The 13,088-nt window shown below is 70.4% G+C and carries 11 protein-coding genes; 8 read left to right on the forward strand and 3 right to left on the reverse strand.

Annotated elements, in window-relative coordinates; translation table 11 throughout:
- The first annotated feature begins 546 nt into the window (after window positions 1-546).
- From ABH941_RS00515 to ABH941_RS00525, 3 genes are all read left to right on the forward strand, one after another.
- Window positions 547-1,041 carry a hypothetical protein gene (locus ABH941_RS00515; RefSeq protein ID WP_370126491.1) on the forward strand — a complete coding sequence of 165 codons (495 nt, stop codon included), beginning with the start codon at window positions 547-549 and terminating at the stop codon, window positions 1,039-1,041.
- 395 nt (window positions 1,042-1,436) lie between these two features.
- Complete coding sequence (locus tag ABH941_RS00520; RefSeq protein WP_370127051.1) at window positions 1,437-3,365, forward strand: Xaa-Pro dipeptidyl-peptidase; 1,929 nt, start codon at window positions 1,437-1,439, stop codon at window positions 3,363-3,365.
- A 286-nt stretch (window positions 3,366-3,651) separates the two neighbouring features.
- Window positions 3,652-5,757: an ArnT family glycosyltransferase gene (locus ABH941_RS00525; protein ID WP_370126492.1), complete on the forward strand. Its 2,106-nt coding sequence runs from the start codon at window positions 3,652-3,654 to the stop codon at window positions 5,755-5,757.
- 46 nt (window positions 5,758-5,803) lie between these two features.
- Here ABH941_RS00525 and ABH941_RS00530 read toward each other — a convergent pair whose 3' ends face one another.
- A complete protein-coding gene (locus tag ABH941_RS00530; RefSeq protein WP_370126493.1) occupies window positions 5,804-6,337 on the reverse strand; it encodes a hypothetical protein in 534 nt (177 codons plus the stop codon).
- A 202-nt stretch (window positions 6,338-6,539) separates the two neighbouring features.
- Between ABH941_RS00530 and ABH941_RS00535 the strand changes: the two genes are divergently transcribed.
- Window positions 6,540-6,866 (forward strand): hypothetical protein, encoded by a 327-nt coding sequence (locus ABH941_RS00535; RefSeq protein WP_370126494.1) that lies wholly within the window; start codon window positions 6,540-6,542, stop codon window positions 6,864-6,866.
- 68 nt (window positions 6,867-6,934) lie between these two features.
- Window positions 6,935-7,570, forward strand: coding sequence for a hypothetical protein (locus ABH941_RS00540; protein WP_370126495.1), 636 nt, complete (start codon window positions 6,935-6,937; stop codon window positions 7,568-7,570).
- A 35-nt stretch (window positions 7,571-7,605) separates the two neighbouring features.
- On the opposite strand, the gene ABH941_RS00545 is transcribed toward ABH941_RS00540, so the two are convergent.
- Both ABH941_RS00545 and ABH941_RS00550 read right to left on the reverse strand, forming a co-directional pair.
- Window positions 7,606-7,992, reverse strand: coding sequence for a hypothetical protein (locus ABH941_RS00545; RefSeq protein WP_133998863.1), 387 nt, complete (start codon window positions 7,990-7,992; stop codon window positions 7,606-7,608).
- A gap of 65 nt (window positions 7,993-8,057) precedes the next feature.
- Window positions 8,058-8,471 carry a MarR family winged helix-turn-helix transcriptional regulator gene (locus ABH941_RS00550; protein ID WP_370127052.1) on the reverse strand — a complete coding sequence of 138 codons (414 nt, stop codon included), beginning with the start codon at window positions 8,469-8,471 and terminating at the stop codon, window positions 8,058-8,060.
- A 206-nt stretch (window positions 8,472-8,677) separates the two neighbouring features.
- Here ABH941_RS00550 and ABH941_RS00555 point away from each other — a divergent pair, with 206 nt between their 5' ends.
- From ABH941_RS00555 to ABH941_RS00565, 3 genes are all read left to right on the forward strand, one after another.
- A complete protein-coding gene (locus ABH941_RS00555; RefSeq protein WP_370126496.1) occupies window positions 8,678-10,141 on the forward strand; it encodes an aldehyde dehydrogenase in 1,464 nt (487 codons plus the stop codon).
- A 42-nt stretch (window positions 10,142-10,183) separates the two neighbouring features.
- A complete protein-coding gene (locus tag ABH941_RS00560) occupies window positions 10,184-11,287 on the forward strand; it encodes an NAD(P)-dependent alcohol dehydrogenase (RefSeq protein WP_370126497.1) in 1,104 nt (367 codons plus the stop codon).
- A gap of 205 nt (window positions 11,288-11,492) precedes the next feature.
- Window positions 11,493-12,929, forward strand: a complete 1,437-nt coding sequence (locus ABH941_RS00565; protein WP_370127053.1) for an ATP-binding protein — start codon at window positions 11,493-11,495, stop codon at window positions 12,927-12,929.
- Window positions 12,930-13,088 lie beyond the last annotated feature (159 nt).

Raw genomic sequence — 13,088 nt, forward strand, 5'->3', positions numbered from 1 at the left:
ACGCAAGACGTCCTCGTCGCTCGCTCCGTGTACTCCCCGCCGATAATGGAGTGTTCCGGCACAGACCCCGGACCTGTCCAAGGACCTCGTCTTCCTCGCCGACGCGGGGTGATCCGAACACGTGCAGGTTCGACGGCACGTAGTCGGTGGTAGCCGTAGTTACGGCCGTCAGCGCTCGCGGTTGGGCTTGGCGGCGTGAGCGATGCGTGAGCGGATGCGCCAGCCGCAGCCAATTCGCAACGGACCCGGCAACCGACCACGTGGCGCTGACCAGCACGAACAGCGCCACGCGGCACTAGCGATCACACATCATCATGATCTCTCTGGCGCTCGTAATGCGTAGGTCTCGGGTTCGAGTCCCGAAGGCGGCTTCATGGTGAACCCCAGGTGGGTGCGGCTCTTCTTGAGTGAAGGGTTGAGTTACGGGAGCGGTGCTTGGGGCTCTGCTCGGGGAGGTTCGTCTCTACCGTGAAGGTGGAGGAGGGCGTCTGATGGGTTCGCTTTTCGAGGAGCTGGAGGCTCGGCAGGCCGCCGCCAAGGGTTCAGGTGGATGAGCTGGAAGCCGAACTCGCCGAGGTGTCCGCGAGGCTCAGTGCGGGCCGCGCGGGGCTCGACAGGTTGCGGATCGCGCGGGAGACGGTCGCCGAAGTGCTCGCCGAGATGACGTCGCCGGTGCCCGCGGTGGCGGTCGCGGTGCGACAGTCGCCTGTGGCCGAGCGGGTGGTGTCGGCGTATGCGGGGGCGGAGCGGCAGGTCGTCGGGGTGCTGGCTGTGCCGAACTGGCAGCACGGGATGGGGATGGAGGTCCTGCCGTCGGACTACCGGGACATCGTGGAGGTGGTGTCCGATGCGCCGGGGGCGGTCCGCGCCAAGCAGATCGCACCCAGGATCGGGCTGCCCGTGTCGGCCGCGAAGATCGAGGGCACCCGGTCGGAGCTGAAGAGGCTGGTGGAGCGGGGCTGGCTGGACAAAGACACCCCTGGGTTGTTCACCACGGACCGCCGCCGGGCCGGTGGTTCGCCCAACTCGCTTCAGCGGTAGGACAGTAGGGCTCTTCCGCCTACATTCGAAGGTGCGACCCAAACGGATGCAGGACGAGAAGAGCCCCGGAGAAGACACGTCACGACCCTCATGCCACCGCTGACCCGATTGGCCGCTCGGTCAGTGCCTTCGAGACGCTGACGGCCACCCTGTCAGGCGGCCAGGCCGGCACGTGGACCCATGCCGAACTGGAGGAACACCTGGACGCCCATCTCCTTTTCCCCGTCGACCGCACATGAGCCTGTGTCCGCGATAGGCCGTTCGCCTTAAAATCATTGTTGATGTCTCGTCAAAATGCTTCTGGCGGGGCTCTCCACGAACTACCTTCGACGCTTGTGATTACACGTAGATCCCGCGCGACCGCCGTCGTCACCACGATCCTGGTCACGCTCACCATGGCGGTGCTCGGCTCCCCAACCGCCCGAGCGAGTTCCGCCGCCCCCGTGACCGCAGCCGCCGCTGCTTCCGCTGTGCATCCGGGCACGGTCCGGCACGGTGTCAGTCAGCCCCTCTACTCCTATGCCAACGCCGTCCGGGAGACCGTCTGGGTCGACACCGGGCTGGACGGGGACGGTGACGGCCGCACCGACCGGGTGGCCGCCGACATCATCCGGCCGAGTGAACCTGCGGCGGCCGGGCAGAAGATCCCGGTCATCATGGACGCCAGTCCGTACTACTCCTGCTGCGGGCGGGGCAATGAGAGCCAGCTCAAGACCTATGACGCGCAGGGGAAGCCGGTCCAGTTCCCGCTCTTCTACGACAACTACTTCGTCTCCCGCGGCTATGCGGTGGTGCTGGTCGACCTGGCCGGTACCAACCGCTCGGACGGCTGCGTCGACGTCGGCGGGCCGTCCGACGTCACCTCGGCCAAGGCCGTGGTCGACTGGCTGAACGGTCGCGCCACCGGCTACAGCGCCCGCACCGGCGGCAGCAGTGTCACGCCGACCTGGACCAACGGTTCCGTCGGCATGATCGGCAAGTCCTGGGACGGCACGATCGCCAACGGCGTGGCGGCGACCGGCGTCCAGGGTCTGAAGACCATTGTGCCGATCTCGGCGATCAGCTCCTGGTACGACTACTACCGCTCCGACGGCGCGCCCCTCTACGACGGCACTCCGGCCGACCTGGCGTCCTATGTGGAGAGCTCGACCGCCGCGTCGAACTGCGGCGCGGTGCAGACGCAGCTGGCCGCCGGATCGCCGTCCAACGGCAACTGGTCCGCCCTGTGGCAGCAGCGCGACTACGTCGCCTCGGCCGCCAACGTCCATGCGAGCGTCTTCGTGGTGCACGGAATGCAGGACCTCAACGTCCGTGACATCAACTTCTCCCAGTGGTGGACGGCGCTCGCGCAGACCGGCGTGGACCGCAAGATCTGGCTGTCCCAGACCGGCCATGTCGACCCGTTCGACTTCCGGCGCAGCGCCTGGGTGGACACCCTGCACAGCTGGTTCGACCACTACCTGCTGGGCGTCGACAACGGCATCCAGAGCGCCCCGGTCGCCGACATCGAGCGGGCGCCCGACCAGTGGACCACCTCCGCGACCTGGCCCGCCCCGGGCACGGTGAGCAGCACGCTGCACCTGAAGCCCGGTGCGCTCACTACGGCAGCCGGCAGCGGCACCGCCGGCTTCACCGACAACCCCAACGTCGGCGAGGACACCTGGGCGTCCGAGGCGGGCAGCACCACCTCGGAGAAGACCGTGTTCAGCACCGGAGCGCTGGGCAGCGACCTGCGGATGTCGGGCCAGGGTTCGATCACGCTGAGCGTGAAATCGTCCACCAGGAGCGCGCATCTGAGCGCTGTGCTGGTCGACCTCGGCGCGGCCACCATCCGCAACTACGAGGGCGCGGGCGAGGGCATCACCACGCTGACCACGCGCTCCTGCTGGGGTGACAGCACCGCCGGCGACAGCGCCTGCTTCCTGGACACGGCGGCCGACACCTCGCAGGTCGGCTACACGATCTTCAGCCGCGGCTGGGCCGACCTGGGCCACTACGCGAGCCTGAACAGCACCTCCACCATCACTCCCGGCAAGTCCTACTCGATCACCTTCAACCTGGCCGGCACCGACCATGTGGTCCCCGCCGGGCACCGGCTGGCGCTGATCGTGGCCGGTACCGACAACGGGCTGCTCAACCCGGCCTCCACCACCCCGACCGTCACCGTCGACCTGGCCCACTCCTCGCTGTCCCTGCCGCTGGTCGGCGGCGCGGGCAGTCTGAAGCGGGGTGTCCGCCCGACCGCAACGGCGGGGACCACCGTGGCGCGGGGCCTTACTCCGGCTCAGGGATTCTTCAGCAACCAGCTGGAGGACTTCCGCTAGTCCTGTCCCGCGTTCCTGGCTCTCCCGTGTGCAGCGTCCCCGTGCCGAGCTTCTGACCACCGCAGTCGTGGCGAAGCGGCCGGGGGCGCTGCACATCTCTGTGCGCCTCCAGGGCCGACCGGAGGCCGATCCTGTCGGAAAGCTGTGAGTTCGCTTCTCATCCGGGCTCTAGGCCAGCCTCACGGTTGGCCCAAAGTCGGTGGCCAGAGTCGCTGCCATGAAGGAAACGACAGCAGGGCGACCCGCGCCGCGAGTTCTCACTCTTCCTCAATCCGGAGCGAGCGATATGAGCACCCAGACTTCCCGGCCTGCCGCGCCCACCCAGGGCAGCGGACCCTCCTCCCACCGTGCACCGGTCCCCGAGCACGGCGGCAGGCTCGCGGCCCGGGGCCGCCGACTGTTCCTCGGCCGCCCGGAGGACCCGCGCTGGGCCCGCCCCGCGCTGTGGGCCATCCTGGTCCTGGCCACCGCGCTGTACGCCTGGAACCTGTCCAGCCTCACCGGCAACTCGTTCTACAACGCCGCCGTCTACAGCGGCACCAAGAGCTGGAAGGCGTTCTTCTTCGGCGCCCTGGACTCCGGGAGCTTCATCACCGTCGACAAGCCGCCGGGCGCCCTCTGGGTGATGGGCATCTCCGCCCGGATCTTCGGCTACGGCGACTGGCAACTGGCACTGCCGATGGTCGCGGCGGGCGTGGGCTCGGTGGCGCTGCTGTACCGCATGGTCCGCAAGGACTTCGGCCATGTCGCCGCGACCATCGCCGCGCTGGTCCTGACGCTCACCCCGATCACCGTCGCCATCACCCGGGACACCAACCCGGACCCGGTGCTGGTCCTGCTGATGCTGCTGGGCGCCGCCGGGCTGCTCAAGGCCGTCCGCGGCGGCAGGCTCGCTCCGTTGGTCTGGTCGGCGGTCGCGATCGGCTTCGCGTTCAACACCAAGATGATGCAGGCGTACGTGGTGCTGCCGGCCTTCTTCGTGGTCTACCTGTTCGCCGCCAAGCTCTCGCTGGGCAAGCGGATCCGCAATCTCGCCGTCGCCACCGTCGCCCTGGTCGTGAGCAGCGCCTGGTGGATGGTGATCGTCGACCTGATCCCGGCGTCCTCCCGCCCCTACATCGGCGGTTCGACCGACAACACGGTGTGGGACCTGGTCATCGGGTACAACGGCTTCGGCCGCATCTTCGGCGCGAGCGCCGGTACCGGCGGCGCGGGCAACGGCGCCAGCTTCGGCGGCACCGCGAGCATCTACCGGATGTTCAACTCCATCATGGGCGGCCAGATCTCCTGGCTGATCCCGTTCGCCGCGATCGCCCTGGTCTCCGGCCTGCTGCTGCGCGGACGGGCTCCGCGCACGGACTCCCGGCGCGCGGCGCTGCTGCTCTGGGGCGGCTGGTTCCTGCTGCACTACCTGACCTTCTCCCTCGCCGAGGGCACCTTCCACCCCTACTACGTCACCGCGATGGCCCCCGGTATCGCCGCCCTGGTCGGCGCCGGCGGCGTGGCGATGTACCAGGCGTTCCGCGAGCGTTCGGCGGCCAGGTGGGGCTGGGTCCTGCCGGCCGCGGTCGCGGGCAGCGCGGTCTGGGCGGTCGTGCTGCTGCGGCGGGCCTCCGGCAGCGGGACGATCTACACGGTCGCCGAGGTCGCGGTTGTCGCCGGTGCGGCCATCGCGGTGATCGGCCTGCTGGTCGGACGGTTCACCAAGCGGCAGCGGCTGATGGGCGTCGCCGCCCTGACCGCGGTCGTCGCCCTGCTGGCCGGACCGGCCGCCTACAGCGTCTCTGCCGCCACCAGCCAGACCAACGGCACCAACCCGACCGCCGGGCCGAGCACCGGCGGGATGGGTGGCGGGATGGGCGGCGGCGGAGCCCGCATGGGCGGCAGCGCCCCGACCGGCACCATGCCCAGTGGGACCAAGCCCAGCGGCACCGCGCCCAGCGGTACGGCGCCGGGCGGCACTGCCTCGGCCGGCGGGTCGACGTCGGCCCCGACCGGGGGTGGTGGGATGGGCGGCGGTACCGAGGTCTCGTCCGCGATGATCAGCTACCTGAAGGCGCATCAGGACGGCGCCACCTGGCTGGTGGCCGTCGCCACCGACCAGACCGCTTCCTCGATCATCCTGCAGTCCGGTGAGCCGGTCATCTCGATGGGCGGCTGGAGCGGCAGCGACAACGCGATGACGCTGGCCAAGCTCAAGGCCCTGGTCGCGGCGGGCAAGCTGCACTACATCGTGATCAGCACCAGCGGAGGCCAGGGCACCAACTCGGAGATCGCCGCCTGGGTCAAGGCCCACGGCACGGCCGTGAAGGCATCCGCCTACGACAGCACCAGCACCTCGTCGAGCACCAGTTCGGGCCTCTACCGGCTCGACGCCTCCGACGTCAGCTGATACCTCAGGGGAGGCCTGCCGGTAACCAACCGGCGGGCCTTCCCGCTCAGCAGTCCTGCTCCGCCTTGAGCTTGAGGAACACGTAGAGGACCCGGTGGTGTCCGGGGCGGTCGAAGACGATCGTGTAGTCGGCCGCGGGGTTGCCCGGCACCTGGGCCTCGACGTCGCCGAACATCGACAACTGTTCGTCCAAGGTGCCGAGTTCTGGTTCCGCCGAGCGCGGGTAGGCGTGCTTGACCTCGGCGAACGTCGAACCCAGGCCGATGCCCTCGGGCGTGCGACCACGCTCGGCCCCGATGAGGGTGACACCGTACTTCACCGAGTACTTGATGGTGAGGTCCTGGTTCGAGGCTTCCGCGCAGGCAGTGGAGGGTACGTTGAGCTGCCCGAACAGGTGGGTGGCCTGGGCCTGTTGGATCGTCATGCCGAGGTGCAGCGGACCGATTCCGCTCGGGCCGACGACATGCGTCGGGTAGATCGTGCTGCTGGGGCTCGGGACGGTGCCGGGAGCGGCACTCGCGCCGCTGCTGGTGTGGCCGCCCGCAGCGCAGGCCGCCAGGGGCAGGACACCGAGTACCACAAGGCAGAGCGTCGTGCGTACTGATGGTGTCATGGTTTCCCCCGGTGATCTCCGGGAGTCTATCCGCTGCCTGTGACCCGCCCCTCTCACCTGGCGCAGAAGAGTGGAGTGCGGCGGAAGTGGTGTGAGCCGTGCCGCAATGTGGCAACGGATGTGATCGCTCGGCCCCGACTGGGAGGGGCCGCTCAGCGAGAGGACATCCATGCGACCCGGACGACTTGTCGGTGCGGGCCTGGCAGCGGTGGCACTGAGCGCCATCCTCGCCGGCCCCGCCGGAGCCGACAGCCTCCCCGAGACCGTGTCCGTCACCGGTTCCCCGGGCGGGGTGACCGCCATCTGTCCCCAGGGCCTGCACCCGGACGACCACTTCACCATCACCAACGGCGACGGCACCCCGCTCGGCAAAGACCAGCGATGGCGTTGGACGGTCATCGGGGGAGGCGGCGGCGTCGGCGCCTGGATCGCCCCCTACCTCAACTCGCCGCCCCCGCCCCCGAGTATCACCCTGACGGTGGCCTGTATCTGCTGAGCACCCCGCGGCGCAGGGGTGCGGCGCGGCGCAGCGGTACCAGGGCGGCGGTCGGCGAGGATGGGGCGATGGACTCCGAGACTGTCGTACGCACGCGCCGGGCCCTGCACGCGGTGGCGGAGACGCTGCTGGCCGGCCCGCAGCACCGGACCAGTGGCACGATCAGGTTGCAGGCGTGCCCGGGCGGCTTCGCCACCCGCTCCGAGCCGTGGCTGCGCGTGGTCGGCGCCGAGCTGGTGGCGGCCGGGCGGTTCCTGTCGCTGGAACGGACCACCTGTGCCGCGCTCGCGGCGGAGCTGGGGGTCGCGGTCGGCGCTCCGGCCGGGCTGTACCAGGACGGCGCGGGCGTCGGCGGCGAAGAGGTCATCGACGCCGATCCGGCTGCCGCCGCATGGCTGGCCCGCTGCTTCGCCATCGGCGATGCCGCGCTGCGCGGGACCTTCCCCGACGCGGATCCGGTCATCTGGCCCGAGCACTTCGACATTGCCGTGACCGTCGACGCGGCGAACTACGGCGTCTCGCCGGGCGACGGCTTCCAACCGGAGCCGTACGCCTACGTCGGCCCGCACGACCTGCAGCACGGGCGCGGGGAGTTCTGGAACGCGCCGTTCGGCGCCGCGCGGACGATCCGGGAGCTGGGCGGCGTGGGCGCCGTGGCCGACTTCTTCGGCCGGGGCCGACACCTGCTCGGCGGAACCGGCTGAGACCGACGCCGCTTGAGACCGACGCCGCTGAACTGTCAGCGGCGTCCGCCGGCGCGGCGGTCGTCGGCGAGCGAGGTCAGCGGGCCGTACTCGTGGGCCAGCTCCTGCCAGGTCAGCGCGTCGCCGCAGCGGGGCGCGTCGTGCGCGGGGTCGAAGCTCGGCATGGTCCAGGTCCCGGTGGCGGGGGTGCGCAGCCACAGGTCCTCGTCGCCGTCGACCACGGTCTGCGGGACCGGGTCGGGCTCGGTCTGGTCGGTGGGGGACCAGGTGGCCCGGCCCGGGTGCGAGGCGCGGCGCAGCTCGGTGGTGGCGAGCTGCGCGGCGAAGTCGCGGGCATCGGCGTCGGTCGCCTCCACAGCCGCGAGTCGGTAGGCGTCGGCGAGGGTGGGCAGTGCGATGGTCTGGTTGCGCTTGGAGCTCAAGGGGGTTCCCTCCCGGTGAGGCGTCAGGCAGTCCGACGCCTCGGATAGGGCGAGCTTATCCGAGGTCAGTGCGACGGCCGGTCCGAGAGCGCGGCACGGCAGAGGTTGAGGTAGTCCTCCAGGTCGAGGCGTTGGCGTTCGCTGAGGTCCGCGAGCATCCGCTCCTCCAGGGCGGTCATCGCCGCGTCCTGGGCCGCGAGCAGCTCGTGGCCGACGCAGGTGAGGCTGATCAGCAGGGCCCGCCGGTTGTCCGGGTCGCGGCGGCGGACGATCAGGCCGCGCCGTTCCAGCGCGGTGACCATGTCGGCCATCGACTGCGCGGTGACGAAGGAGTTCCGGGCGAGCTGGGCGGAGCTGAGCCCGTCGTGGCGGCGCAGCACGGTGAGCGCGGTGTACTGCAGGGCGGTGATTCCCACGGGCTTGACCAGCTCGTCCATGTGCGCCCGGGCGGCCAGCTCGACCTGCTTGATGGCGTACATCAGCGACGGGCGCGGCCCCTCCGCGACGCTCGCGGGCTCGCCGGCACTGTCCCTGTTCGCTGCACGGGCCACCTTTTTCCTCCATGTTCGACATTCAGGCTTCCTGATTATCTCCAAGGTCTTGCCATCCTCGTCGCAGGGGCGCAATCATCAGGAAACCTGTTGGTCGCATCGGCGCGGCCGGCATCAGTGAAGGCGGGTTGGACATGACCCCTGTGAGCAGGCCGCACCTTGAGCCGGGCAGGCTCTTCATCGACGGTCGTTGGCGCGAGGCGGACGCCAAGGGACGCCGGGACGTGATCGATCCGTCCACGGGGAAGGTCGTCAGCACCGTGGCCGAGGCCGACGCCACGGATGTCGACGCCGCGGTCGCCGCAGCCCGGAAGGCGTTCGACGAGGGCCCCTGGGGGCGGACCTCGGGGCGCGAGCGTTCGCGCGTGCTCAACCGGGTCGCGGAGCTGATCCGGCGGCGCGAGGACGAACTCGTCGCGGTCGAGAGCCTCGACGTCGGAAAGCCGGTGAGCCTGTGCCGCGCCGTCGACGTGACCACCGCCGCCGAGGTCTACGAGTACTTCGCCGCGCTCGCGCAGGGCGCCGACGGCTCGGCCCGGCAGATCCCCCTCCCCGTACACGCCTACACCCGCCGCGAACCGCTCGGCGTGGTCGGCGCGATCACCCCCTTCAACTTCCCGCTGATCCTCAGCACCTCCAAGCTCGCCCCGGCCCTCGCCGCCGGCAACACCGTGGTTCACAAGCCCGCGGAGGAGACCCCGCTCAGCGCGCTGCTGATGGCGGAGATCCTGGCCGAGGCCGGGGTGCCGGACGGCGTGGTCAATGTGGTGACCGGCAGCGGCCCGGTCGTGGGAGAGGCGCTGCTGCGCCACCCCGGCGTCGACAAGATCGCCTTCACCGGCTCCACGGCGATCGGACGGCACGCGGCGAGCACGGCGGGGGAGGCGCTCAAGCCCGTCACCATGGAACTCGGCGGCAACGCGGCGCAGATCGCCTTCGAGGACGCGGACCTGGACAAGGCGATCGGCTCGGCGATCAAGGGCTTCGTCTTCAACACCGGCCAGTTCTGCATGGGCGGACCACGACTGCTGGTCCACCGCTCGCTGTACGGCACGGTCCTGGAGATCCTGGCCGGCGCCGTCGCGGGGGTGCCGCTCGGCGACCCGTTCGACCCCGCGACCGTCATCGGCCCGATGGCGGGCGAGCGGCACCTCGCCAAGGTCGAGGAGTACGTGCGCATCGCCCAGGAGGAGGGCGGCCGGATCGTCGCCGGAGGCGAGCGCCTCGACCTCGACGGCGGCTACTACTATCGGCCGACCGTCATAGCCGACCTGGGCAACGACTCCCGCGCCGTGCAGGAGGAGATCTTCGGCCCGGTGCTGACCGTGCAGCCCTTCGACACCGAGGACGAGGCGGTGGCCCTGGCCAACAGCACGCCCTACGGGCTCGCTGCGGGCCTGCAGACCAGGGACCTGGCCCGGGCCCACCGGGTCGCGGCGCGCCTGCAGGCGGGCATCGTCTGGGTCAACGACTGGGCGATGCTCGACCCGGCGATCCCCTTCGGCGGCGTGAAGCAGTCCGGCTTCGGCCGCGAGTACGGCCCCGAGGCGCTGGAGGCCTACACCAGGGTCAAGTCCGTCGTCATCTCGCTCGCCTGAAAACCCTCGCCTGAAATCCCTCGCCTGAAAGGCACGTTCGTCATGACCACCACCACTGCCGCCGTGGTCGAGTCCGCCGGCGCCGGTTTCTCCCTGACCGAGGTCGACCTGGCCGCTCCCCGCCCGGACGAGGTGCTCGTCCGGATGGTCGCGGCCGGGTTGTGCCACACCGACCTCGGGGTCGCCGGCGGCGGACTGCCCTTCCCGCTTCCCGGCGTCCTCGGCCACGAAGGCGCGGGTGTGGTGGAGGCGGTCGGCTCCGCGGTGACCCGGGTCCGCCCCGGCGACCAGGTGCTGCTGTCCTTCACCTCGTGCGGGAGCTGCGCCAACTGCCGGGACGGGCACCCCGCCTACTGCGCGACCTGGCTCCCGCTGAACCTGCTCGGCGGCGCCCGCGCCGACGGCTCGCCCACCATCGGTCGAGGCGGCGAGGCGATCGGCGGGCACTTCTTCGGGCAGTCCTGCTTCGCCCGGCATGCCCTCGTCGACGAGCGCAGCCTGGTCAAGGTCCCCGACGGCGCGCCGCTGGACCTGCTGGCCCCGCTCGGCTGCGGCGTGCTGACCGGGGTGGGGGCGGTCTGGAACGTCCTGCGGCCGCGTCCCGGCGCCAGTCTGCTGGTGACCGGGGCCGGTGCCGTCGGCCTGTCCGCCGTGATGGCGTCCAGGCTCACCCCGGCCACCAAGGTCATCGTGGTGGACCGGGTGGCGACCCGGCTGGAGCTGGCGCGCGAGCTCGGCGCCACCCACACCGTCGACACCACCACGACCGGCCTGGCCGAGGCCGTCGCCGGGATCACCGGCGGCCGGGGCGCCGACGGCCTGGTGGAGTCCACCGGCAACACCGCGGTCGCCGGCGCGGCCATCGCCACCCTCGCCGCCCGTGGCACCGCCGCGCTGGTCGGCGCACCGCCGTTCGGCTCGACCGTCCCACTGGACGTCAACTTCATGCTGCCGGGCCGCCGGGTCGTCGGCGTGACCCTCGGCGACGGCGAGACCGAGTCGCTGATCCCGGTCCTGGTCGAGCTGGTGGCCTCGGGACGGCTGCCGGTCGAACGCCTGGTCAGGCACTACAAGTTCGAGGAGATCCAGCGCGCGGTCGCCGACATGCTCTCCGGAGCGACCATCAAGCCGGTGCTCCGGTTCTGACCGGCCGCGCCGCGGCCGACTACGTCGCCCCGGCGATCACGGAGCGCGGCGGAACACGACGAACAGCGGATGACGAAGAACTGCAGGGCCCTCGGATTACGCGGGCCCTGCTTTCGTCTTTCGGGCCGCACTGCTCGTTTCAGAGTACTATGGTGAATGTAAGAGTCGATCTACGTTAGATGTAATCTATGTATATGGGATGCTGATGGACTTCAGGGGCAGGGCCTCCGACCTTGAGCTGCTCGACGGGCAGTTGCTGCAGATCCGTGAGGGACGTGGCTTGACGCGCGGGCGGGCGGTGATCGTGACCGGGCGGCGGCGCGTGGGCAAGTCCCGACTGGTCCAGGAGTTCTGCGACCGCTCCCGGGCACCGTACGTGGTCTTCCAGGCGACACGGGGGCGCAATCCGGTGGCCGAGCGCGCCGAGTTCGCCGCAGCCTTGGCGCAGTCCGGCCTGAGCGGGGCCGAGGCGGTGGTCGGCCTGCAGAGCACGGACTGGAACCAGACGCTGCGGACCCTGGCCCTGGCTCTCCCCGACGACGCTCCCAGCATCGCGGTCATCGACGAGGTGCCCTGGCTCGTGGAGCAGGACCGCGAGTTCGAAGGCGCTCTGCAGACGGTGTGGGACCGGCACTTGTCTGCCAAGCCGGTGCTGCTGATCCTGGTGGGCAGCGACATGTCGGTCATGGAGGCCCTGCAGTCCCACGGTCGGCCGTTCTTCGGCCGGGCCGCGAAGATGACCGTCCAGCCGCTTCATCTGGCCGACGTGGCCCGGATGACTGGCCTGGACGCCGCCGAAGCAATGGACGCGCTGCTGATCACAGGGGGTTTCCCCGAGGTTGTTCAGGCCTGGCAGCCCGGGATGAGCCGCATCGACTACCTGAAGGCGTCCGTCGCGAACCCGCTGTCGCCACTGCTGATGGCGGGCGAGCTGTCGCTGCTCGGGGAGTTCCCCGAGGCGTCCCACTCCCGCGCGGTTCTGGAGGCTGTCGGCACCGGCGAGCGTACCTTCACGGCCATCGCCACGCAGGCCGGCGGGGCCTCCCCGCTCGCCTCGGGAACGCTGTCGCCGATCCTGCACACGCTGTTGGACAAACGGGTCCTGGCCACTGACAGCCCGCTGTCCACCAAGCCCGACACGAAGAACAAGCGTTACCGCGTCGCCGACCCCTACCTGCGCTTCTGGCTCGCCTTCCTGCAACGCGGCATCCCCCTGATCGAACGAGGCCGCGGCGATGTCGCCCTGCGTCGGATCGAGGCCTCGTGGACGAGCTGGCGTGGGCGAGCCGTCGAACCCGTCATTCGTGAGGCTCTGCTGCGGCTGCTGCCAGATGACCGGTGGCCCGGGACCGAGGCCGTCGGCGGCTGGTGGAATCGCCAGAACAACCCCGAGATCGACATCGTCGGCGCCGACCGAGACCCGGTCGCCAAGCAGATCCACTTCCTCGGATCCGTCAAGTGGCTGGAGACCCAGCCCTTCGGACGGCGCGAGTACGACGCTCTGGTTCGGGACCTCCTCGCCGTCCCCGGCACCAACCGCGACACGCCCTTGGTGGCGGTATCGCGCTGTGGAGTCACCGACAACGTCCCACTCGCCGCTCACTGGGGACCGGAAGACCTCCTCGCCGCCTGGCAGGGCTGAGGGTGAGAGGTGTGCGCAGGGCTGGTGCGTAGGATGGCTGCCGAACCAGCCTTCCGGGCAGGCTGGTTGCGGTCGCTGGCCAGGGAACTACGCGGCCTGCCACCCGCGTTGTCGCGCAGGCGTTCGTAGGTGGCGTTCGTAGGTGGCGTCCGGGTGTCG

It is taken from the genome of Streptacidiphilus sp. EB103A (assembly GCF_041261405.1).
Lineage (GTDB): Bacteria > Actinomycetota > Actinomycetes > Streptomycetales > Streptomycetaceae > Streptacidiphilus.